At 36.1% G+C, this 21,347-nt stretch carries 26 protein-coding genes; 18 read left to right on the top strand and 8 right to left on the bottom strand.

The window, feature by feature from the left end; translation table 11 throughout:
- Nucleotides 1-378 precede the first annotated feature (378 nt).
- The 8 genes from OZX61_RS09085 to OZX61_RS09050 all read left to right on the top strand — a co-directional run bounded on the left by OZX61_RS09085 (nucleotide 379) and on the right by OZX61_RS09050 (nucleotide 5,542).
- A complete protein-coding gene (locus OZX61_RS09085) occupies nucleotides 379-879 on the top strand; it encodes a hypothetical protein (protein ID WP_277094609.1) in 501 nt (166 codons plus the stop codon).
- A gap of 10 nt (nucleotides 880-889) precedes the next feature.
- A complete protein-coding gene (locus tag OZX61_RS09080) occupies nucleotides 890-1,513 on the top strand; it encodes a hypothetical protein (protein ID WP_277094608.1) in 624 nt (207 codons plus the stop codon).
- Between the two features lie 73 nt (nucleotides 1,514-1,586).
- Entirely contained in the window at nucleotides 1,587-2,081 is a 495-nt protein-coding gene (locus tag OZX61_RS09075) for a hypothetical protein (protein WP_277094607.1), read from the top strand.
- A 10-nt stretch (nucleotides 2,082-2,091) separates the two neighbouring features.
- A complete protein-coding gene (locus tag OZX61_RS09070; RefSeq protein WP_277094606.1) occupies nucleotides 2,092-2,715 on the top strand; it encodes a hypothetical protein in 624 nt (207 codons plus the stop codon).
- A gap of 250 nt (nucleotides 2,716-2,965) precedes the next feature.
- Nucleotides 2,966-3,466: a hypothetical protein gene (locus OZX61_RS09065; RefSeq protein WP_277094605.1), complete on the top strand. Its 501-nt coding sequence runs from the start codon at nucleotides 2,966-2,968 to the stop codon at nucleotides 3,464-3,466.
- Between the two features lie 11 nt (nucleotides 3,467-3,477).
- The gene (locus tag OZX61_RS09060; protein ID WP_277094604.1) at nucleotides 3,478-4,104 is read left to right on the top strand and encodes a hypothetical protein; all 627 of its coding nucleotides are present in this window, start codon (nucleotides 3,478-3,480) and stop codon (nucleotides 4,102-4,104) included.
- Between the two features lie 282 nt (nucleotides 4,105-4,386).
- Entirely contained in the window at nucleotides 4,387-4,905 is a 519-nt protein-coding gene (locus OZX61_RS09055) for a hypothetical protein (RefSeq protein WP_277094603.1), read from the top strand.
- A gap of 10 nt (nucleotides 4,906-4,915) precedes the next feature.
- The gene (locus OZX61_RS09050; protein WP_277094602.1) at nucleotides 4,916-5,542 is read left to right on the top strand and encodes a hypothetical protein; all 627 of its coding nucleotides are present in this window, start codon (nucleotides 4,916-4,918) and stop codon (nucleotides 5,540-5,542) included.
- Nucleotides 5,543-5,576: 34 nt separating this feature from the next.
- On the opposite strand, the gene OZX61_RS09045 is transcribed toward OZX61_RS09050, so the two are convergent.
- From OZX61_RS09045 to OZX61_RS09020, 6 genes are all read right to left on the bottom strand, one after another.
- Nucleotides 5,577-5,864, bottom strand: coding sequence for a PA4642 family protein (locus OZX61_RS09045; protein WP_277094601.1), 288 nt, complete (start codon nucleotides 5,862-5,864; stop codon nucleotides 5,577-5,579).
- 81 nt (nucleotides 5,865-5,945) lie between these two features.
- Complete coding sequence (minE, locus tag OZX61_RS09040) at nucleotides 5,946-6,218, bottom strand: cell division topological specificity factor MinE (protein WP_195771095.1); 273 nt, start codon at nucleotides 6,216-6,218, stop codon at nucleotides 5,946-5,948.
- Nucleotides 6,219-6,220: 2 nt separating this feature from the next.
- Nucleotides 6,221-7,033, bottom strand: a complete 813-nt coding sequence (gene minD, locus OZX61_RS09035; RefSeq protein WP_195771096.1) for a septum site-determining protein MinD — start codon at nucleotides 7,031-7,033, stop codon at nucleotides 6,221-6,223.
- Between the two features lie 78 nt (nucleotides 7,034-7,111).
- Nucleotides 7,112-7,825, bottom strand: coding sequence for a septum site-determining protein MinC (gene minC / locus OZX61_RS09030; protein ID WP_195771097.1), 714 nt, complete (start codon nucleotides 7,823-7,825; stop codon nucleotides 7,112-7,114).
- 54 nt (nucleotides 7,826-7,879) lie between these two features.
- Complete coding sequence (locus tag OZX61_RS09025; RefSeq protein ID WP_277094600.1) at nucleotides 7,880-8,926, bottom strand: preprotein translocase subunit SecA; 1,047 nt, start codon at nucleotides 8,924-8,926, stop codon at nucleotides 7,880-7,882.
- Nucleotides 8,927-8,945: 19 nt separating this feature from the next.
- Nucleotides 8,946-9,872 carry an acyltransferase gene (locus OZX61_RS09020; RefSeq protein ID WP_195771099.1) on the bottom strand — a complete coding sequence of 309 codons (927 nt, stop codon included), beginning with the start codon at nucleotides 9,870-9,872 and terminating at the stop codon, nucleotides 8,946-8,948.
- Between the two features lie 242 nt (nucleotides 9,873-10,114).
- Between OZX61_RS09020 and OZX61_RS09015 the strand changes: the two genes are divergently transcribed.
- The 9 genes from OZX61_RS09015 to OZX61_RS08975 all read left to right on the top strand — a co-directional run bounded on the left by OZX61_RS09015 (nucleotide 10,115) and on the right by OZX61_RS08975 (nucleotide 19,173).
- On the top strand, nucleotides 10,115-10,777 hold the full coding sequence (locus tag OZX61_RS09015; protein ID WP_195771100.1) for an OmpA family protein: 663 nt from the start codon (nucleotides 10,115-10,117) through the stop codon (nucleotides 10,775-10,777).
- A gap of 157 nt (nucleotides 10,778-10,934) precedes the next feature.
- Complete coding sequence (locus OZX61_RS09010; protein ID WP_277094599.1) at nucleotides 10,935-12,980, top strand: UvrD-helicase domain-containing protein; 2,046 nt, start codon at nucleotides 10,935-10,937, stop codon at nucleotides 12,978-12,980.
- An 18-nt stretch (nucleotides 12,981-12,998) separates the two neighbouring features.
- On the top strand, nucleotides 12,999-13,451 hold the full coding sequence (gene dut, locus OZX61_RS09005; protein WP_196337750.1) for a dUTP diphosphatase: 453 nt from the start codon (nucleotides 12,999-13,001) through the stop codon (nucleotides 13,449-13,451).
- 133 nt (nucleotides 13,452-13,584) lie between these two features.
- On the top strand, nucleotides 13,585-15,027 hold the full coding sequence (locus OZX61_RS09000; protein ID WP_195771103.1) for a phosphomannomutase/phosphoglucomutase: 1,443 nt from the start codon (nucleotides 13,585-13,587) through the stop codon (nucleotides 15,025-15,027).
- A 39-nt stretch (nucleotides 15,028-15,066) separates the two neighbouring features.
- Nucleotides 15,067-15,966 carry an acetylglutamate kinase gene (gene argB, locus OZX61_RS08995; protein WP_195771104.1) on the top strand — a complete coding sequence of 300 codons (900 nt, stop codon included), beginning with the start codon at nucleotides 15,067-15,069 and terminating at the stop codon, nucleotides 15,964-15,966.
- 194 nt (nucleotides 15,967-16,160) lie between these two features.
- The gene (locus OZX61_RS08990; protein ID WP_195771105.1) at nucleotides 16,161-17,009 is read left to right on the top strand and encodes a class II glutamine amidotransferase; all 849 of its coding nucleotides are present in this window, start codon (nucleotides 16,161-16,163) and stop codon (nucleotides 17,007-17,009) included.
- Between the two features lie 192 nt (nucleotides 17,010-17,201).
- Nucleotides 17,202-17,657: a bacteriohemerythrin gene (locus tag OZX61_RS08985; protein WP_195771106.1), complete on the top strand. Its 456-nt coding sequence runs from the start codon at nucleotides 17,202-17,204 to the stop codon at nucleotides 17,655-17,657.
- Nucleotides 17,658-17,775: 118 nt separating this feature from the next.
- Nucleotides 17,776-18,858 carry a hypothetical protein gene (locus OZX61_RS08980; RefSeq protein WP_277095652.1) on the top strand — a complete coding sequence of 361 codons (1,083 nt, stop codon included), beginning with the start codon at nucleotides 17,776-17,778 and terminating at the stop codon, nucleotides 18,856-18,858.
- Nucleotides 18,859-19,173 carry an RnfH family protein gene (locus OZX61_RS08975; protein WP_195771107.1) on the top strand — a complete coding sequence of 105 codons (315 nt, stop codon included), beginning with the start codon at nucleotides 18,859-18,861 and terminating at the stop codon, nucleotides 19,171-19,173.
- A 63-nt stretch (nucleotides 19,174-19,236) separates the two neighbouring features.
- Here OZX61_RS08975 and OZX61_RS08970 read toward each other — a convergent pair whose 3' ends face one another.
- Nucleotides 19,237-19,620 carry an outer membrane protein assembly factor BamE gene (locus tag OZX61_RS08970; RefSeq protein WP_195771108.1) on the bottom strand — a complete coding sequence of 128 codons (384 nt, stop codon included), beginning with the start codon at nucleotides 19,618-19,620 and terminating at the stop codon, nucleotides 19,237-19,239.
- Between the two features lie 108 nt (nucleotides 19,621-19,728).
- On the opposite strand from OZX61_RS08970, the gene fur reads away from it, so the two are divergent.
- Nucleotides 19,729-20,166 (top strand): ferric iron uptake transcriptional regulator, encoded by a 438-nt coding sequence (gene fur / locus OZX61_RS08965; RefSeq protein WP_195771109.1) that lies wholly within the window; start codon nucleotides 19,729-19,731, stop codon nucleotides 20,164-20,166.
- A 61-nt stretch (nucleotides 20,167-20,227) separates the two neighbouring features.
- On the opposite strand, the gene OZX61_RS08960 is transcribed toward fur, so the two are convergent.
- Complete coding sequence (locus tag OZX61_RS08960) at nucleotides 20,228-21,340, bottom strand: PilT/PilU family type 4a pilus ATPase (RefSeq protein ID WP_277095651.1); 1,113 nt, start codon at nucleotides 21,338-21,340, stop codon at nucleotides 20,228-20,230.
- Between the last annotated feature and the right edge of the window lie 7 nt (nucleotides 21,341-21,347).

The raw sequence follows: 21,347 nt of genomic DNA, 5'->3' as shown, positions 1-21,347 counted from the left end.
AGGCAAAACTTGAAAAATCATGTATCTACAAATCACCTTAATAAAAGTTTAATAATTAAAGTGTATATTGATAGAACCTATGGGTTTTATATTGACAGACGATTTATGTGGATTGAAAAATAATAAATTGGTGAATTAATAGTTTTTTTATATTATTTTTGTGACGTATTTATTGTTTTATATTTTGGTACAAAAAAATAATTAGCATAAAAAAAAAGAGAATTTAAGATTTGATTAATCTTTCTGAAAATAAATGATAACTGTTATCAAATATATATTTTATATGATCATAAAAGATGAAAACTAGATATGTCAGTTCCATCGCAACATCTGGTCTTTATCTGATATTTAATCTATGGCGGCATGGGGTGTAAAAAATTGTTTAAATTGAATAAGACGGTTCTAGTATTAGTTTCCGCAATGCTCTTGGGAAACACAGCTGCTTTTGCAGAAGACATGATTGATTATGATGGCAAACCAGAACAAAAGGTGATTTACCCTGTAAATGGTAAGTCAGGCTTTGTTTTTAATAAATTAAGTCAAGCATTTAAGACAAGTACAACTGGATACAACACAATTATTGTTGATAGTAGCACTATGCCTTCAAGTGCACAGATTTCACAAATTAAAAGTTATTTAGATCAGGGTATTACAGTCATTATTGATGCTAAAGCTGGTATGGGGACAGCGCAAGCAGTTGCACAAAAAGTTGCTGGATTCTCGATTAATTCAGAAGCAATCATGATTAAGAAAAGTACAGATAGTAATGGTGGTTATGACGTCACTCCTGTTTCATCAAATGTATACGGTGTTCAAGCGTCACTCGATGATAGTGGTGAGAAAGTATCGAATACTGTAGATGCTGTATTTGGGCTATAGGAGATAAAACATGAAAATTAAACATATTGCATTATCTCTTTTGGCAGTGACATCAACCCAAATTTTTGCAGATCAATGCGAATATCCACACAATGAGCCTGCACTTTTAGGTGATGGGTCTCAGCGCGTTGTTACGCAACAAGCACGTAATACATGGGATGATTGGATTTGGCGTGGTAGACAAGGGGATGGTCAACCGTTTAGATGTCCTTCTATAGGTACACAAAGCTGTATGTATCAGTGGAGTAAGGCACAAACAACAGGCTACAGTTGGGCTGTTGGCGGTACATTTAATGGAGATAAAGTTCCTGTAATTGGTAAATATTTACCAGGTAGTATTAATGGTAGTTATACTCGCAATAAAAGCTTAACAACAACATTTGGTTGGAATGTCACGATTCAGCCAGGTTATTTTGCTGAACCGATTCAAGTAGTGACACGTCGTTGGATGCGTGGTGTATATAAAGGTGCATTTGTACAAACGGGTGGAATGTGTTCTGGTGCGCCAGATTGGGCACATCTGATTTGGCCTAAACGTCATAGTATGTATCGTTGGGATCCAAATCGTATCGCAAGTAGTTGGACATCAAATGTAGAGGTTGGAAGATACGCAACCTATCACGTATATAAATAAAGATGAATGAAGATCTTTATACGTAAGATCTTCATATAAATAAATATTTTTACTTTATAAAATGGGAATTGTGATGAAAAATAAAGCTATTTTACTTCTAGTATGCAGCTTAGTATTGGGTAATACAGCTGCTTTTGCAGAAGACATGATTGATTATGATGGCAAACCAGAACAAAAGGTGATTTACCCTGTAAATGGTAAGTCAGGCTTTGTTTTTAATAAATTAAGTCAAGCATTTAAGACAAGTACAACTGGATACAACACAATTATTGTTGATAGTAGCACTATGCCTTCAAGTGCACAGATTTCACAAATTAAAAGTTATTTAGATCAGGGTATTACAGTCATTATTGATGCTAAAGCGGGCATGGGGACAGCGCAAGCAGTTGCACAAAAAGTTGCTGGATTCTCGATTAATTCAGAAGCAATCATGATTAAGAAAAGTACAGATGGTAATGGTGGTTATGACGTCACTCCTGTTTCGTCAAATGTATACGGTGTTCAAGCATCACTCGATGATAGTGGTGAAAAAGTATCGAATACTGTAGATGCTGTATTTGGGCTATAGGAGATAAAACATGAAAATTAAACATATTGCACTATCTCTTTTGGCAGTGACATCAACCCAAATTTTTGCAGATGAATGCTTATATCCTCGCAATGAACCATTAGTTTTAGGTGATGGTTCTCAAAGAATTATACAACAACAAGCACGTAATACATGGGATGATTGGATTTGGCGTGGTAGACAAGGGGATGGTCAACCGTTTAGATGTCCTTCTATAGGTACACAAAGCTGTATGTATCAGTGGAGCAAGGCACAAACAACAGGCTACAGTTGGGCTCTTGGTGGTACTTTGAATCTAGATAAAATCCCTGTTGTTGGTAAATATTTACCAGGTAGTATTAATGGTAGTTATACTCGCAATAAAAGCTTAACGACAACATTTGGTTGGAATGTCACGATTCAGCCAGGTTATTTTGCTGAACCGATTCAAGTAGTGACACGTCGTTGGATGCGTGGTGTATATAAAGGTGCTTATGTACAAACAGGTGGTAAATGTAATGGTGAAAGTGGTTGGACAATAAGCATTAGACCGGATAGAACGAGTATGTATCGTTGGGATCCAAATCGTATCGCAAGTGGTTGGACATCAAATGTAGAGGTTGGAAGATACGCAACCTATCACGTATATAAATAACAAGACGAAAGCCTTAATTTTTTTAAGGCTTTCTTATTTTTCAAAATAAAAAAATATTTTATATGTAAAATAAATTAATATTTATGTAAAAAAAATGGCAAAAAATGCTATCTAAAAAAAAATAAAACAAATTAATATACATCCAGTTAATATATTTATAGATATATTAATTAATTTTAAATAACTTTGATTTTTAAGTATTTTATTTATTGCTTTACACAAATTTTTAAATTTTAAATGGGTAGGTTAAATGAAAAATTTTAGCAGAGGTGCATTATTTGTATGTACTCTTATTTTGGGAGGAACATCAGCTTTTGCAGAAAATATGGTGAACTATGATGGTAAACCAGAGCAAAAAATTATTTATGCAGTAAATGGTAAATCTGGTTTTGTATTTAATAAATTAAGTCAGGTATTTAAAACAAGTTCTAAAGGGTATAACACAATTATTGTTGATAGTAGTGTGAATCCTTCTACAAAACAGATACAGCAGTTGCAATCTTATTTAGAGCAAGGTGTGACGATTATTATTGATGCAAAAGCAGGTATGGGAACTGCTCAGGCTGTTGCACAGAAAATTGCTGGATTTTCAATCAATGCAGAAGCAATCATGATTAAGAAAAGTACTGACAGTAAAGGTGGTTACGATGTAACGCCAGTCTCATCAAATGTGTATGGTATGAAAACAGCATCTCTAGATGACAGTGGTACACGAGTATCAAATACAGTAAATGACGTATTTGGGTTATAGGAGATAAACACATGAACATGAAACATATTGCGGTATCTCTTTTAACATTGATTTCTACACCACTTTTCGCAGATGAGTGTAAATACCCACGTAATGAACCAACACTTTTAGGTGATGGTTCTCAACGTATTATCAGACAACAAGCACGTAATACATGGGAAGACTGGGTTTGGCGCGGTCGTCAATCAGATGGTCAACCTTTTAGATGTCCACGTGTGGGTACACAAAGTTGTATGTATATGTGGAGCAAAGCACAAACTACAGGTTATAGCTGGGCTGTAGGTGGTACTTTAAATCTAGATAAACTACCAGTTGTTGGTAAAATTTTACCTGGTAGCATTAAAGCTGATTATACGAGAAATAAGAGTATAACAACAACTTTTGGGTGGAACGTGACAGTTCAACCTGGCTATTCTGCTGAGCCAATCCAAGTGATTCAACGTCGTTGGATGCGTGGTGTATATAAAGGTGCTTACGTACAAACAGGTGGTATGTGTTCTGGTGCACCAGATTGGGCACATTTTGCATGGCCTAAACGTCACAGTATGTATCGTTGGGATCCTAACCGTATTGCAAGCGGTTGGACTTCAAATATTGAAGTTGGTAAGTTCGCAACCTACCATATTTATAAATATTAATAGATAAAAGAAAGCCTCAAAAATGAGGTTTTCTTTATTATTGTAAGAATATAATATATTCGGCTATTATATTATATGTTGAATTATTAATCTTATTAAATATCAAATCCAATCAAAAAAATAAACAAATGTGTGATTAATTTGGCACAAAAAGATAATAATAAAAACGAATAATCTCTATATTCTGACCACACGTTAAATTTGTATTTTAAATAGGTTTAACGAGTTTATTAGTTTTCTTTAAATTTTTTTTATTTATAGACGGTTATTAGGAATAATTAAATGATCAAACTCAATAGAGTAGCAATGCTCGCTATTGCGCTTGTATTAGGCAATGCAGTTGCTTTTGCTGATGATACACCTAAAGATATTATCGATTATGATGCTAAACCTGCACAAAAAGTAATTTATCCAGTAAATGGACAAACTGGTTTTGTTTTTAACAAATTAAGCCAAGTCTTTAAGTCGAGTACACAAGGTTATAATACCATCATTGTTGACAGTTCGACAGCTCTTTCAGCTGCTCAAATTACTGAAATCCAGAAATATTTGGAGCAAGGCATCACTATTATTATTGATGCGAAAGCAGGTATGGGGACAGCGCAAGCAGTTGCACAAAAAATTGCTGGATTCACAATTAACTCAGAAGCGATCATGATTAAGAAAAGTGCTGATAGCCTTGGTGGTTATGATGTAACACCAATTGCATCGAATGCTTATGGTTCGAAAGCTGCAGCAACAGATAGCACAAGTACAGCAGAGCATGTATCTAACACGATTGATGATGTATTTGGGTTATAGGAGATAACACATGAACATGAAACATATTGCGGTATCTCTTTTAACACTAATTTCTACACCACTTTTTGCAGATCAATGTGAATATCCACATAATGAGCCTGCACTTTTAGGTGATGGTTCTCAACGTATTATCAGACAACAAGCACGTAATACATGGGAAGACTGGGTTTGGCGTGGGCGACAAGGTGATGGTCAACCATTTAGATGTCCACGTGTAGGTACACAAAGTTGTATGTATATGTGGGGCAAAGCACAAACCACAGGTTATAGCTGGGCTGTTGGCGGTACATTTAATGCTGATAAAATTCCTGTAATTGGAGCATTGCTTCCAGGAAGCATCAATGGTAACTACAGCAAGAATAAAAGTATAACCACAACATTTGGTTGGAACGTGACCGTTCTACCTGGTTATTCTGCTGAACCAATCCAAGTAATTCAACGTCGTTGGATGCGTGGTGTGTACAAAGGTGCATTTGTACAGACAGGTGGTATGTGTTCTGGTGCACCAGATTGGGCTGTGAAAATTTGGCCTAAACGTCACAGTATGTACCGTTGGGATGCAAACCGCATAGCCGGTAGCTGGACTTCAAATATTGAAGTTGGCAAGTTCGCAACGTACCATATTTACAAGTATTAATAGATAAAAAAAGCCTCATTCGTGAGGCTTTTTTTTATGCGTGTTTTTTTAATATTTCTAAAAAAGGAGCCCTTTGCTTTGGAAACTCTGCAATGACTTCTTCTATATTTTGACCTTTTGGATTGGTTGCCTGAAGGTTACGACCATCTTCGATAAATTTCTGAATGAGTCTTTCGAAGTCATGTGCACGCATATGCTTAAAAGCATTATAAAGTACATGATAGTCTGCATCTACACCTGCAGGAGGTAGATGATTTAAGTAAGCATATACACGTTCGTCTGACCATTCTTCATTGAACGTTGCGGGTTGTGAGACAGCCATGACTTATCCTCAAATAAAAAAAGCAAAATAACGTGAGTTATTTTGCCTTGAAATTTAGTAATAAGCTAATCAGTATTGAAATTAACGATCTTCAGGTAAATTGATATTCATTTCAAGCATTTCTAAATTTGCTTCAGAACGAACTTGCATCTGTATGTGTTGCTCATCGACGCCACGTACATACCGATTAACCACTTGCATGATCTCTTTTTTCATTTGATCTATTTTGTCTTGGCTTAGACGACGGCCTAAACCTTGCTCAGAAGCAACAATAACTTTTAAACGATCTTTTGCCGTCTGAGCGCTACTCTGGCGCTCATCGTTGCCGAATATTTTACTCCAGAATCCTGCCATTGTTATGCTCCAAATAAACGTGCCAACCAGCCTTTAGGCTTTGATGTAATATGACGATACGGGCGATCTTCTCCTAAGAAGCGTGCAACAAGATCATCATATGCTTGGCCAGATTGTGTCTCTGTGTATAGGATAACAGGTTTTCCTTCGTTAGAGGCCTGTAAAACACTCGTACATTCAGGAATAACGCCTAAAGTTGGAACACGTAAAATATCTTTGGAAATATCATCGATAGTTAACATTTCTTGACGGTCTGCACGTTCAGGGTTGAAACGTGTAATACATAAGTGTTTACGAATACGTCCTTCGTTTTGCTCAATTTTTTTGGTCTTACTGTCAAGCATTCCAATAATTCGATCAGAATCTCGAACTGATGAGATTTCAGGATTTGTGACAATAATCGCTTCGTCAGCATGGTACATTGCTAAAATTGCACCGCGCTCAATACCTGCTGGTGAGTCACAAATAATATAGTCAAACTCTTGAGAAAGCTCTTCAATGACACGTGCAACACCCTCATCTGAAAGTGCGTCTTTGTCTCTTGTTTGTGATGCAGGAAGAATATAAAGATTTTCAATATCTTTATCGCGGATAAGCGCTTGTGGTAAGCGAGCCTCATTATTAATGACATTTACAAAGTCATATACGACACGACGTTCACAACCCATAATAAGGTCTAAATTACGTAGACCAACGTCAAAATCGACAACTACGGTTTTGTGGCCACGTAAGGCTAGACCTGTTGCAAATGATGCGCTCGTTGTGGTTTTTCCCACACCGCCTTTGCCTGATGTTACGACAACAATTTTGGCCACCTAATCCACTCCTGTTATGTCACTGTGTTTTACGCGACAACGCGTATTCTAAAATTTAATTAATAGGTAAGTTATACCCTAAATATCCAATGCTTCAAATACAAGTTCTTGATGTTCATTTAAGTAAATATGAACAGCCTTTTTCTGTACATGTGATGGAATATCATCTGCTACACAATAGGTTCCTGCAATGGAAATAAGTTCTGCATTTAACTTATAACAAAATATACGGGCAGAAGGGTTTCCACTTGCACCTGCAATAATACGACCTTGTGCTGAACCATAGATATGAACATTTCCACTTGAAATGATTTCTGAGCCGCTGTTCATACTTGCGTTGAGAATAACGTCTCCATTTTCTTGGATTAAACACTGACCTGTACGTAGCATGTCATTATGATAAGAAGTTATATGTGCAGTCGCGTTTGTTTTTTGTGTATTATTGGCTGAATCTTGATCATTTTCAGTCGTTTGCTCAAGGATTTGCTCTGTAGTTGGTTTTATACGTTGTAATGGTCGATCTGCAGGTAAAACAGGGAACTGAATACTACGCGCTTGATCAGTAAGTAGTCCATCGATTACCGCCATAGGCTGTAAATCTAAGCTGAGTAAAAGTTGAATGAGCTCAATGAGCTCTTGTTCCACTGTACTATCAATAATGATAGAAGCACCATGAGATGATGTATCATCAAGCATTTGGGTAAGTTGTTGGCGAATAGCATCATGATTATTCGTATCGAAGGTTAATCTTGAAAAATTAACCATCCTGCCGGTAATGCGTATATCAGCCATAATTGATCTCAAATAAGTTAAAAAGTTTAATAAAGTACATATGTTGTTTAAAATTTAAATGTCATTATCTTGTTGATCTTTCATTTGTAAAACTTGTTGCCATTGTTTTACTTTCACTTGTTTACGTATAGATTTTAAACTGTCATAGACCACAGATTCAACCAATTGTTCCAAAGATCTATTATGAATATTGACTTCACTAAGTTTATTGGCAATTAAACGATAGGTCTCGTTGGGTTGATGGCGATTTCCTTCGGTCAGTGGAGAAATAATACCTTGTGTCATGTTTTCAGTTAGTTTTCTGGCAATGGTTTTAAGCTGGTCTTCTATACGACCGCCGACTATTGGAAAAAGGCGCAATAAATGATGTATTTCAGGGGTTTCTGTGATTGCATTTTCAATAATTTCCCCCATGTTTTTTGAAATAGCAATGCGTTGTTCTTCTAATGTTTTGGCGAGGGTATCTTGAAGAATTTCTGCAAAAGCCTCAGCAAATAGTGTTCTATGGCGATCAACCATGTCATGAATAATTGCTTTATGTGTGGAACTGGTATCGAGTTCTTGTTTAACGCCATCCAGTAGGGTAATAACTACGCGATCTGAAAGCTCTTCCATCACGACACTGTAATAAAAACGTCCAGAGTCTTGCCAAGATTTCGGAATGACTTGATAACCAATTTCATGGAGTCTATAAGCAATAAGGCCTGCGCGTAATAATCTTAAGAATCGAAGTTGAGGAAAAATTGCAAGGACTTCATACCAATGTATAAATGGAAAGAAGAACCACTTTTGATGATGTCGATTTAAGATAGCAATACCCCATCGAATCAGAAGTTCGATCACTAAAAAGCAAATAAACCATCCATCTGTACGTTCTACCCAAGGATGAATATGTATTTGATAATGCGATAACCATTCTGGCAGATGAATGAGTTTTGCAAACCAATGTGCAAAATTACTCATAAGAATGGCATCGCTTGTAATACAAAATAAATTAAATATGATGATTAACATCATAAAAATGTCATAGACCAAATAAGCTTTCCATGTCAGGGAATTATGGTCTATGTGATGAAACTTATTTTTAGATGCTTTGGGCATGCGATCTTAGCTCAATGAATCAGTCAGCAGAATTTTGATACTCTTTTTTAATTTCATCAATAAGCTCATCTTTTTCTTTCCAGCATTTACTTAACCACTGATAGAATTTTGCACGAAATTCACGATCTTCCTCATAATTTCCAGCCAATATCCAATCTGGAATTTCAATTTTACGCATATGTACAACAATTCGTGGTACTTCACCAAGCCAGAATTCACCATAGCCCGGTACACCATCTGGATAAACAATAGTCATATCGACCAATGCATCAATTTTATTTCCTAAGATATTTAAAGCAAGTGCTAAACCACCTGCTTTGGGTTTAAGTAAATGTGCATAAGGTGATTTTTGTTGTTTATGCTTTTCAGGAGTGAGGCGTGTTCCTTCTACATAGTTTAATAGAGTAAATGGTTGGCTTAGAAGTTGCTCACATGACTTTCTAGCTTCCATCATGTCACGATGTTTTAACTCAGGGTTCTTAGCGATCTGTGATTTTGTATGGCGTTTCATCATTGGGAAGCCGAGAATTTTAAATGCTTGGCCAACAAAAGGAATAAAGATGAGTTCCCATTTTGTAAAAAATCGAGTGAGTGGCATACGTGTACGACCAAAATATTGGTTGACTGTCGTATCTACCCAGCTTTGATGGTTAGAGGTCATGATGTATCTACCATCTAAGCGCAAATCTAGCGATGGGTCGATTCGTATATCCCATTGAGTTTCTGACAATACATTGTCGATGAGCCAGTTATTGACAGTAAGCCAATTGTTTGTAATTTGAACGTTAGTTTCATCAACTTTTTTTGATTGTTTAAATAGCTTGGTTAAACCTAAAGCTAAAATAGGAGATCCATGAATTAATGTATTACCGGTAATAACAGAGCCAACGGTAAGCCCACGTGTAATTTTTTTAAATACACTTGATTTTTTCTGTGTTGATGACATGGAATATCCTAAAATCTGCTTTAAACAAGATAATAATCTGAATTGTATAATTTTAGTCGAAAAAACTTAAGAAGCTAGAATATCAATCATATTTTTTTTCGTGAAAGAAGGTATTTATTTTTAAAAGGTGTTTCCTAATTGTTAATAGAATTGATTTTTTTAACAAAAAATACATGTGAATCATTGGATGAATCTTCCATAATTCTATACAAGACATAAACATAACAAAGGGAGTCTACACAATGCGTGCACTCGTTATTACAGGCCTAGTTGGGGCATTAACACTTTCTGGTTGTCAATCTATGGACAACGGAACAGGTAGCGGAAGTGGCTTGAGCCAATACAACAAAACCGCGATTGGCTCACTAATTGGTGCAGCAGCGGGTTATGGTATTTCTCGTTCAAACGCAAACTCATCTGCACAAAATAACCGTGCTTTAGCAATTGGTGCATTGGTTGGGGCAGCAAGTGGTCTTTATTTAGATAAAAAAGAACAACGCTTACGTCAGCAAATGGCTGGTACAGGTGTTGAAGTAAATCGTAATTCAGATGGTTCAGTTGGCCTTGTTATGCCAGGTAACATTACATTTGATACGAATCAGTCAACAATCAAATCGAACTTCTATACAACTTTAAATAAGGTTGCACAAACCTTAACTGAAGACAATAAGAGTGCAATTTTAGTGACTGGTTATACAGACAATACAGGTAATGACAGTATTAATATGCCATTGTCTCAAGCACGTGCTCAGGCTGTTGCAAATTATTTAGTTGCTCAAGGCGTTTCAAGCAACAAAATTAATGCACAAGGTCATGGTGCAGCGAATCCAATCGCTTCTAATGCTACGCCATCTGGTCGTGAGCAAAACCGCCGTGTAGAAATTAGTATTTATGAATCTAAATAAAGTATTTAGAAAATAAAAAAAAGCCACCCTGAGTGGCTTTTTTTATTTTTAGGATTGTATAAAAGCAAGCGATATTTTGGTCAAACACCCAAAAGGAGGTTAGGAATATGAAGATGACATCGTTATAATCACCCTCTAATCATCGAGAGGAAGAACTATGTCATCGGCAAGCCAATTAAATGACAAGCAACAAGAGGCCATGAAGTATACGCAGGGGCCATTGTTAGTACTTGCTGGCGCTGGTTCTGGTAAAACATCGGTGATTACAAGAAAAATTGCACATTTGGTTCAAAACTGTCGTATTCCTGCACATCGTATTACTGCAATGACATTTACAAATAAAGCGGCACGTGAAATGAAAGAGCGTGTTACTGCATTGCTCAGTCGTGAAGAAGCAAAAGGATTATCAGTTTCTACCTTTCATACATTTGGCTTAAATTTATTGCGTTTAGAATTGAAGCATTTACCCTTAAAAGGTAATTTTTCAATTTTAGATGCAGATGATTGTAAACGTGTACTCATGGATTTAATGCATCAAGATAATTTATCTGGAGCGGAGAGTCGTGAACTGATTGCAAAGGTCATGAAAAAGATTTCCGATTGGAAGAATGACCTTATTTTGCCTGAGCAGGCTCATAGTACATGTGAAACTGAAGAAGATGTTCGATTTGCGCATTTGTATCAGCTGTATGAGCGTAATTTAAGAGCATATAATGCAGTTGATTTTGATGATTTAATTGTTTTGCCGACTCGACTCTTACAAGAAAATGCAGAAGTGCGAGACAAGTGGCAAAATCGTATACGCTATTTATTGGTCGATGAGTATCAAGATACCAATACTGCACAATACATATTGGTGAAGTTACTTGTAGGTGTGATGGGACAGTTCACTGCTGTAGGGGATGATGACCAATCTATTTATGCATGGCGTGGTGCAAAACCTGAAAATATGGCACTTCTTAAAGATGATTTTCCAAATTTAAAAGTGATTAAGCTTGAGCAAAACTATCGCTCTACCAGTCGTATTCTTAAAGCAGCCAACCACGTTATTGGTAATAATCCGCATATTTTTGAGAAGAAATTATGGAGTGATAAAGGGCACGGAGAAGCGATTCGTATTATTACATGTCGTAATGATGATGATGAGGCTGAACGTGTTGTCAAAGATCTGATGACACATAAGCTCATGAATGGTAAGAACTGGAAAGATTATGCAGTACTTTACCGCGGAAATTTTCAAGCGCGTGTACTTGAAACACAGCTTCGCCAAATGCAGATTCCTTATAAGCTTTCAGGTGGAACATCTTTCTTTGCACGTAGCGAAATTAAAGACATCATGAGTTATTTGCGCTTAATCATTAACCCTGAAGATGACAGTGCATTTTTAAGAATTATTAATACACCTAAGCGTTCGATTGGGCCTGTGACGCTTGAAAAACTCGGGTTATTTGCACAAGAAAATAACCTTTCACTACTTGCTGCGGCAGGTGATCAACGTTTAACGATGGTCTTATCTAAAAAAATTAGCTCACATTTATTTGAGTTTGCACAATTCCTACAGGACTATACGCGAGAACTTTTGGAAGACGATAATCCTGTACCTATTGTTCGCCAAATGATTACCGAAACAGGGTATATCGACTACGTGCGCGAACAAGCAGCGACGCCTGCCCAAGAGAAAACTAAACTCGACAATATTGAAACGCTGTATACCAGTATTCAAAGCTTAATTAATCGTGCTGAAGATGTTGATGAAAAGAACATCGAAAGTGTGATTCGTAAAATGGTGCTGTTGGATTTATTAGAGCAACAACAAGAAGAAGAGGACACAGATAAAGTTAATCTTCTTACTTTGCATGCGGCAAAAGGTTTAGAGTTTCCATTTGTTTATATTATGGGACTTGAGGAAGAACTCTTACCTCACAAAAATTCTATTGTAGCCGATACCATAGAGGAAGAGCGCCGTTTGATGTATGTGGGAATTACGCGCGCGCGCCAAGGCCTCACACTTACACTTGCCGAGCAACGTAAAGCAGGTGGTCAAATGAAACAAATGACAGCGAGTCGCTTTTTAGACGAGTTGCCACAAGATGATATTGATTGGATGGGGCGTAAGAAAAAAACACAAACACATGTCGATCCAAAAGAACAAGCAAAAGTCTATTTAGAGAATTTACGTGCGATGTTAAAGCACAAAAATTAATTGGTAAAAGGAAACGATATGAAAGTTCAAGTTAAAGTTTTAGATAAGCGTTTAGGGCAAGAGTGGCCTTTACCAACTTATGCAACGTCAGGTTCGGCGGGTCTTGATTTACGTGCATGTTTAGATGAGACCATTACAATTGAACCCGGTCAAACTGTTTTAGTGAAAACAGGCCTTTCTATTTATATTCAAGATACAAATTTTGCAGGTTTAATTCTGCCTCGTTCAGGACTAGGTCATAAGCACGGTATTGTATTGGGTAATTTAGTAGGTTTAATTGACTCAGATTATCAGGGTGAGTTAATGGTTTCGGTATGGAACCGTAGTGAAAAAGCATTTGCTTTAGAACCAGGTGAGCGTCTGGCTCAATATGTTCTTGTTCCTGTTGTTCAAGCCGAATTTGAGCAAGTAGAAGAATTTGTTGCAACTGAGCGTGGTGCAGGTGGTTTTGGCCACACAGGAAAGCAATAATTTACATGACCTTGTGCGATAACCCGCATAAGGTCTCTTAAAAAGTACAAAATGCTATCTATAACTGTATTTACAAACAAACGAGAAATGAAGACAATTCTTGCTAAGCATATACATATAACAGTTAAATTGAATGACATATTTAAACCCAAGTCAGTTTCCTAAACATATTTTTCGTGCCTACGATATACGCGGAAATTTATCAGATTTAACCCAAGATGTTGTTATTGCTATTGCTTATGCTTTTTTAGACCAATTAAAAAAATCAAAAATAAATAAAATTGTAGTAGGTTATGATGCTCGACTAAGCAGTCCTGTGTATGCCAAGATCATCGAAAAAATATTCAAAAATCATGAGATTGAGGTGGTTGCTTTAGGGTGTTGCTCTACGCCTGTAATGTACTTTTCGGCAAAAAAATATGCAGAAGGTACAGGAATCATGATTACTGCAAGTCATAATGCGAAAGAAGATAACGGTATAAAATGGTTGTGGTGTCACGAACCACCATCTCCTGAAAATATTCAGCATATTTCCCAACAAGCAGAGGCTTATTTAAATCAGAATGTTAAGTTTGATATAGACCTTTCTAATGAGCCTCATTGTATTTATGGCCATATTTCAAAACCTTACGTAGATTATTTAATTAAAGATACAGTTTTGAATCAACCATTAAAAATTGCCTTAGATGGACTGTATGGGTCTGCTGGAAAGTACGCAAAATATGTTTTAAATGAACTCGGTTGTGAAGTTATTGATTTAAGATGCGATGCCAATGGACATTTTCCAGAGCATGCACCAGATCCTTCTAAAGAGGCAAATTTAAGTTTATTAAAGCATGCAATTCGAGAGAACGAAGCTGATTTAGGTATAGCATTAGATGGGGATGGGGATCGATTAGTACTTCTAGATGAACATGCACAAGTAATTAGTCCAGATCGTCTCATCTGTTTATTTGCAAAAATTTGCTTAGAAACACATCCCAATCACGAAATTGTGTTTGATGTGAAATGTTCGAATTTAGTTTCAACCACGGTTCAACAACTAGAGGGTATTCCTGTGATGTTAAGAACAGGAAGTACCTTTTTACGTAAATATTTAATGCAATCTAAACACAAAGCAATTTTTGGTGGTGAGTATGCAGGGCATTATGTATTTAATGATGGCCGTGGTTTAGGTTACGACGATGGCATATATGCTGCTTTACGTGCGATTGAATATTTTACAAAAACTTCTTGTTATACTTTTTCACAACTGTTTTTAGATTATCCTGAGCGATATTTTTCGGAAGATACTTACATTCATACTATTCATTATAAAGCATCAGAAATTTTGCATTACTTTGATCAAAATATTCAAGATATGCCTGTAAAGATAACGCGTGTAGATGGTGTACGTGTCGATTTTCCTTATGGCTCAGGTATTTTAAGAGCATCGAATACAGGAGAGTATTTAACAGTAAGGTTTGATGCACAAAGCCTTGATGCATTTATTCAAATTCGTAATCAATTTGCTGTTATTTTATCGGAAAAATATCCTGAAGTTGCTGATTCGATTACACAAATTGTATTATCTTAATACGCACTCATTATTGTTATTGAAAAGAAGGAAAAGTGTATGGCACATCAACACACTGGTTTAGACAAAGCTCATGTATTAACGGAAGCTTTACCGTACATTCAGCGCTTTGCAGGAAAGACACTGGTTGTGAAATATGGTGGTAATGCCATGACAGATCCTGAGTTAGAAAGCTCATTTGCAAGAGATATTGTTTTACTCAAAACTGTTGGACTTAATCCAGTCGTAGTACATGGTGGTGGCCCTCAAGTTGATGCATTACTAAAGCGTTTAGGACAAGTTTCTGATCGTATAGATGGTATGCGTGTTACTGACAAAGAAACCATGGAAGTGGTTGAAATGGTATTAGGCGGTAGTGTTAATAAATCGATTGTAAATTTAATTAATAAACATGGTGGTCGTGCAATTGGTTTAACAGGTAAAGATGCAAATCTTATTCATGCAAAGAAACTTTTGATGGATAAGCAAAACGAAGATGGTACAACCACTAAAATTGATTTAGGTATGGTTGGAGAGGTTGCAGGTGTAAAAACTGACGTATTAGAGATGTTTACACAAAGTGACTTTATTCCTGTAATTGCACCTTTAGGTGTAGATGAGCACGGTGACACTTATAATATTAATGCCGACCTTGTTGCAGGCAAAGTCGCAGAAGCGCTTAGCGCGGAAAAACTAATTTTACTTACCAATATTACAGGTGTCTTAGACGAGAATAAAAACTTACTTACGGGTCTTTCGACAAAAGAGGTTGATCGTTTAATTGAAACAGGTGTGATCTACGGTGGCATGATTCCTAAAGTAGGTTGTGCTTTAGATGCAGTAAAGGGTGGGGTTATTAGTGCACATATTGTTGATGGACGTGTGCCTCATGCAACATTACTTGAGGTGTTTACCGACCATGGTGTGGGTACATTAATCTCAAATAAAGCCACAAAATAATTATATTTTCTGTACCCGCCTTATTACCCAAGGTGGGTTTGTGACTCATATCACGTTACTTTATCTTTAAATAAACATAAAATCTAATTCTATATTCATTATTTGAATAACTATCTATCAAAAAACACTTTTACATCTATGCTGTCATATTGTAACTTTTAATTTTAATGAAATAGTTACGAAAAGATTTTGCTATGTGCCAGTTACTTGGAATGAATTGTGCGACACCAACAGATATTACCTTCTCATTTAGAGGGTTTTCTCAGCGTGCAGGTGTGACATCAGACCACTGTGATGGCTTTGGAATAGCATTTTTTGAAGATAAAACATGCCGACTTTTTATCGATAATAAATCAGCAATTGAATCTCCAATTGCTGAGTTAATCCGTAATTATCCAATTAAATCGCGTAATGTGATTGCTCATATTCGAAAAGCAACTCAAGGAAAAATTACCTTAGAAAATGCTCATCCATTTGTTCGTGAATTATGGGGTAGACAGTGGGTTTTTGCACATAATGGCGATTTACATGGTTTTAAACCAAGACTAAGTGGACGTTTTGTTCCTGTAGGGAATACAGACAGTGAATACGCATTTTGCTATTTGCTTGACCATCTAGTTGAACGATTCGGATATCATGAGCCGAGTTTAGAAGATGTGTTTGAGGTTTTAGAAGAAATATCACCTGAAATTGCTGAGTATGGTACGTTCAATTTTTGCTTATCAAATGGTCAGGCGCTCTTTAGTTATGCGGTGACTAAATTACATTGGGTTTCTCGCTCATATCCATTTAGACCTGCACATTTAATTGATCTAGATGTAGAAATTGATTTTAGAGAAGTTACTTCTCCTGAAGATCGTGTTGCAGTGATTACAACTGAACCACTCACACATAATGAAGACTGGAAAGCTTTTCAACCTGGTCAATTAATGCTGTTTAGAGAAGGGCATCTGATTAAACAAGCTAAAACACATATTGAGCGATTATTACGAGAAGCTTTAGATCCGAGTTTACGTCGTGTTACAAAGGCAGATGTGTATTAACAATTGGTTTAATAAATAATACATTTGTACATAAAATACTTGATTCTTTTAATTGGTTATTTTTACATTAATAGAAAATTCAATCACTTATTAATTCCTTTTAAAATGCTCGGAATTTTTCCTTATTTTTCAATAAGAAATAGTTGTATATCATATTTATATAATATGAGGGGAAAGATAATAGGTGTAAAAATGAAAGTATTTTGGAATAAAGATTTTGAAACTGGAATTGAGGTCATTGATGAACAGCACAAACGTATTTTAGATTATATTAATGATTTAGACGAAGTGTGTTTTACTCACGACCGTGAAAAAATAAAAGAAATTTTAGATAATATTATCGATTATACACAATCACATTTTACTTTTGAGGAAAGTTTACAAGAAGAAGCAGGATATAGCTTCTGTATCCCTCATAAAAAAGTCCATGATTTATTTATAAAAAAAATTGAGAATTATCGTGAGTTGTTTTTAAAAGGCGAGAATATCGAAGAAGATTTATATCAAGCTTTAACCAAGTGGTTAATTAATCATATTAAGCATGATGACGCAGATTATGTAGATGCCGTTAAAGAAAATATGAAAGGCATTATTAAAGAAAAAGAAAGAAAAAAAGGAAAAGGATGGTTTGCTCGCTTTTTTGCATAATCTATTTAAAATCACAAGAGCACAATTTCTCTTGTGATTTTAAAATTTAATCTTCGGTAATCTTTGATTTTCAGCGCTGAGAAAGGCAAAATAACCCATCATTTTTATAAAGCTTCGGATACAGGATAGACCTATGTCTCGATGGTTATCGCCACTTATGGCGTTCTGTTTGTCATTTATGCTAATTAGTACGTTTGCACCGATGGTTGGACTATCATTAGATAGACAATTAGATTTCTGGGCATTGTGGCTAATTACTGTATTTATTCTCGCATTGCCTTTTGCATATGGAGAATTTGCACTCATAAAACGCGCAAAAACAACAGCTTTAAATGCACTTATGAGTTTAACCAGAGAAGCAGATGCTTCGATGCAATGGCGAATTGTAGGTTGGTTATCTGTAATATTTATGCCTTTTCTTGCAGGAGGAATGATTGCAAATACAGCGCATATAGGATTGTCCTTTTTGCATTTTTCTTGGTCTGAAAGTATTTCATGTCTAATTCTTGCAGGCATTGCTTTTGTACTTTCATTCTTGCCACGTCAAATTCTTATTATTCTAAGTGCAATTGCTGTCGTTGCAGCCATAGTCATGGGTAAAATGTTTGGTACACCATTGACTGCATGGCACATGACACCAGTAACACTGAGTGAGTGGGGAAGTGCGGTATTACTTACATTGGTTGCAAGTGGACTAGGATTGGGTGTTTATGCCCAGTCCAATGCTCAGGCTGCAAAAGTAACAGAAAATACAACACCTTTAGTTTTACCTATTTGGGTAGCACAGATATTAGCAGTTGTTGTATTCGGATTTTTCTCAGCTCAAACTGAAATATCTGAATTAACTTTATTAACAACTATGGTCTTTGGTGCTGCATTACTTTTACAGTTTGCTAAACAGCAGTTACAAGAGCGCCAAGTTTCCATTATTGTGCAATATGCTATTTTGCTTGCCCCATTGTGTATATGGACTATGACAGTTGCATTGCCTGTACTTAATATGGTGATGATGCTATGGGGCTTAGTCACTTGTTTAATTTATGCTATTTTCGTGGGCTGGATTATGAAAATTAGCCATTTACGAAAAGCATTAAACTTTAGCAATGAAATGGTTTATAACGTGTGGCGTATTGCTATACGAGTGATTGCGCCATTGTCCATTATATTGGCAATTGTAGGTGTTGTTTTAGGTAGATTTTAAATGGATTATATTTGGGTTGTCTATGCAGGGGAGTCGAAGCAATTTCATCTGCAATTAGATTTCCAAGAGGGCATGACCATACAGCAAGCCATTTCACAAAGCGGTTTATTAGACCAAGTCACTTTACCAGATCCCTTGCATGTGGGTATATTTGGTCAACAAATTTCTGATTTAGATCGATATGTTCATCGCGGTGACAGAATAGAGATTTATAGACCTTTAAAGATAAATCCAAAAGATATACGGCGTAATCGTGCTGCAAAAAATCCCGTAGGATGTATTACGAAGGGTAATCGGTTTAAGCAATTATCTTGAACGAAAGAAAAACCCCATGAATTGGGGTTTTTCTTTGACTGTAATCACTAAATGTCATTACAATTATGGCATGTTTACGATACCTTCTTTGGTTGGTGGTAAGCCAGGTTGTGCATTTGGAATACTGTCTAATCCCTCAACTTTACTTACGTTACCTGTATCATCGAAGTAAACACTAAGGTGTTGTCCTTTTGCCTCAGGAATCTTTGCTTTTTTAGCATATGTTCCTGGGATATAATTGTAAATATAATCCCAACGCAATGGATTTAGTGGATCAGCAATTGTTGGGCTACCTAACAAGAAGCGTACTTGTTGGTAACTCATACCAGGCTGCACTTGAGATGCTTGTGCTTTGGTTAAAGGCGTTCCTTGAGGAATGTCAATTTTATAGACACAACCTGCGAGCAATGAACTGACGAGTAACGTCGTCAAAATAATTTTTTGCATTTTGCTACACTATCCAAATCAATTTTGATGCATTTAGTCTAAGGATAGATCATACTGCATCTAAACTCTATTGCATATTCCTACTTAAAAATTGTTGAGAGACTTTTCATGGCTATTTCGAATCAAGACTTACGTAAAGCAGGACTGAAGGTAACCCTTCCAAGAATTAAAATATTAGAGCTTCTTGAAAATTCTAAACCTCACCATTTAAGTGCTGAAGACATTTATAAAACTTTGCTCGACCAAGGTGAGGATGTAGGATTAGCGACTGTATATCGTGTACTTACTCAGTTTGAGTCTGCAGGAATCGTGCAACGTCTTAATTTTGAAAACAATCATTCTGTATTTGAAATTATGCAAGACAGTCATCACGATCACCTTGTATGCCAAAACTGTAATAAAGTACTTGAATTTACCAATGATATTATTGAGCACGAACAGCATGAAGTTGCCAAAAAGTTTGGTTTCACGCTTACAGGTCACTCTTTAAACCTATATGGTTTTTGTGATGAGCCTGAATGTCAGGAAGTTGCACGTAAAAAATAGTTTGCTACATAAGTCAAACAATTCAATAAGTAAAAAGGCAGCCTAAGCTGCCTTTTTATATTTATGACTGACCATCGAAGGTAAGTCTTTGAGTTGAGGAAGAACCCTCATCGGAAGATAGTTTAATTTTTAACCTTAGATCGTTTGGTGTATCTGCATGTTTTAAAGCTTCTTCATAACTGATCACATCTTCTTTATATAGGTCAAAAAGTGCATGATCAAACGTTTGCATTCCTAACTCTCTAGATTTACTCATAACCGTTTTAATGTCATTAATTTGACCTTTGCGGATGTAATCTGAAATGAGTGGACTATTAATCATAATTTCAATTGCTGCACGTCTAGACTTTTTATCTACTGTTGGAACAAGCTGTTGTGCAACGATTGCCCTTAAGTTTAAAGACAAATCCATATAAATTTGATTTTGCTTTTCAGTTTCAAAAAAGTGAGTAATACGATCTAGTGCTTGGTTTGCATTGTTTGCATGCAATGTTGCTAAAACAAGGTGACCTGTTTCCGCAAACGCAAGGGCATAGTCCATAACTTCTTTTGTACGAATTTCACCGATAAGAATCACATCAGGTGCTTGGCGCAGTGTGTTTTTTAATGCGACTTCAAATGATGCCGTATCAATTCCGACTTCTCGTTGAGTAACGATACAACCTGCATGATTATGAATAAATTCAATAGGATCTTCTACAGTAATAATATGACCTGTTGAATGTTCATTACGGTATCCAATAAGCGATGCCAAAGATGTCGATTTACCTGTACCTGTGCCACCTACAAATAAAATAATACCTCTTTTACTCATAATGAGTTCTTTCAGTACACCGGGAAGCTTTAGACTGTCTACAGATGGAATTTTATGTTCGATACGACGGATCACCATACCCGGTAAATCTCTTTGATAAAAAGCACTTACACGGAAACGACGATCTTTCTCACGGTTCGTAATGGCAAAATTACATTCTTTGGTTTTGTTGAACTCTTCCTTTTGTGTGTCACTCATAATTGAATGAATCAACTGCTTGATCATATCTCCATTTAATTTCGTACTAGAGATAGGAATCAGTTGACCATTGATCTTCATAGAGGGTTCGCGATCTGCTGTGATAAACATATCAGATCCCTTTCTTTCACTCATTAAATTGAGCAAATCATTAAAATCCATACTCATT

Source organism: Acinetobacter sp. ESL0695 (genome assembly GCF_029392135.1).
In the GTDB taxonomy this organism is placed as follows: domain Bacteria; phylum Pseudomonadota; class Gammaproteobacteria; order Pseudomonadales; family Moraxellaceae; genus Acinetobacter; species Acinetobacter pollinis.
The sequence above is the reverse complement of the archived record's forward strand: the minus strand, read 5'-3'. Positions and strand labels throughout refer to the sequence as shown.

Bases quoted from the DNA above. Each gene is read 5' to 3' on its own strand.
- OZX61_RS09080 (WP_277094608.1), top strand. From the start codon at position 890: ATGAAAATTAAACATATTGCATTATCTCTTTTGGCAGTGACATCAACC.
- OZX61_RS09075 (WP_277094607.1), top strand. From the start codon at position 1,587: ATGAAAAATAAAGCTATTTTACTTCTAGTATGCAGCTTAGTATTGGGT.
- OZX61_RS09070 (WP_277094606.1), top strand. From the start codon at position 2,092: ATGAAAATTAAACATATTGCACTATCTCTTTTGGCAGTGACATCAACC.
- OZX61_RS09065 (WP_277094605.1), top strand. From the start codon at position 2,966: ATGAAAAATTTTAGCAGAGGTGCATTATTTGTATGTACTCTTATTTTG.
- OZX61_RS09060 (WP_277094604.1), top strand. From the start codon at position 3,478: ATGAACATGAAACATATTGCGGTATCTCTTTTAACATTGATTTCTACA.
- OZX61_RS09055 (WP_277094603.1), top strand. From the start codon at position 4,387: ATGATCAAACTCAATAGAGTAGCAATGCTCGCTATTGCGCTTGTATTA.
- OZX61_RS09050 (WP_277094602.1), top strand. From the start codon at position 4,916: ATGAACATGAAACATATTGCGGTATCTCTTTTAACACTAATTTCTACA.
- OZX61_RS09045 (WP_277094601.1), bottom strand. From the start codon at position 5,864: ATGGCTGTCTCACAACCCGCAACGTTCAATGAAGAATGGTCAGACGAA.
- minE (WP_195771095.1), bottom strand. From the start codon at position 6,218: ATGGCAGGATTCTGGAGTAAAATATTCGGCAACGATGAGCGCCAGAGT.
- minC (WP_195771097.1), bottom strand. From the start codon at position 7,825: ATGGCTGATATACGCATTACCGGCAGGATGGTTAATTTTTCAAGATTA.
- OZX61_RS09025 (WP_277094600.1), bottom strand. From the start codon at position 8,926: ATGCCCAAAGCATCTAAAAATAAGTTTCATCACATAGACCATAATTCC.
- OZX61_RS09020 (WP_195771099.1), bottom strand. From the start codon at position 9,872: ATGTCATCAACACAGAAAAAATCAAGTGTATTTAAAAAAATTACACGT.
- OZX61_RS09015 (WP_195771100.1), top strand. From the start codon at position 10,115: ATGCGTGCACTCGTTATTACAGGCCTAGTTGGGGCATTAACACTTTCT.
- OZX61_RS09010 (WP_277094599.1), top strand. From the start codon at position 10,935: ATGTCATCGGCAAGCCAATTAAATGACAAGCAACAAGAGGCCATGAAG.
- dut (WP_196337750.1), top strand. From the start codon at position 12,999: ATGAAAGTTCAAGTTAAAGTTTTAGATAAGCGTTTAGGGCAAGAGTGG.
- OZX61_RS09000 (WP_195771103.1), top strand. From the start codon at position 13,585: ATGACATATTTAAACCCAAGTCAGTTTCCTAAACATATTTTTCGTGCC.
- argB (WP_195771104.1), top strand. From the start codon at position 15,067: ATGGCACATCAACACACTGGTTTAGACAAAGCTCATGTATTAACGGAA.
- OZX61_RS08990 (WP_195771105.1), top strand. From the start codon at position 16,161: ATGTGCCAGTTACTTGGAATGAATTGTGCGACACCAACAGATATTACC.
- OZX61_RS08985 (WP_195771106.1), top strand. From the start codon at position 17,202: ATGAAAGTATTTTGGAATAAAGATTTTGAAACTGGAATTGAGGTCATT.
- OZX61_RS08975 (WP_195771107.1), top strand. From the start codon at position 18,859: ATGGATTATATTTGGGTTGTCTATGCAGGGGAGTCGAAGCAATTTCAT.
- OZX61_RS08970 (WP_195771108.1), bottom strand. From the start codon at position 19,620: ATGCAAAAAATTATTTTGACGACGTTACTCGTCAGTTCATTGCTCGCA.
- fur (WP_195771109.1), top strand. From the start codon at position 19,729: ATGGCTATTTCGAATCAAGACTTACGTAAAGCAGGACTGAAGGTAACC.
- OZX61_RS08960 (WP_277095651.1), bottom strand. From the start codon at position 21,340: ATGGATTTTAATGATTTGCTCAATTTAATGAGTGAAAGAAAGGGATCT.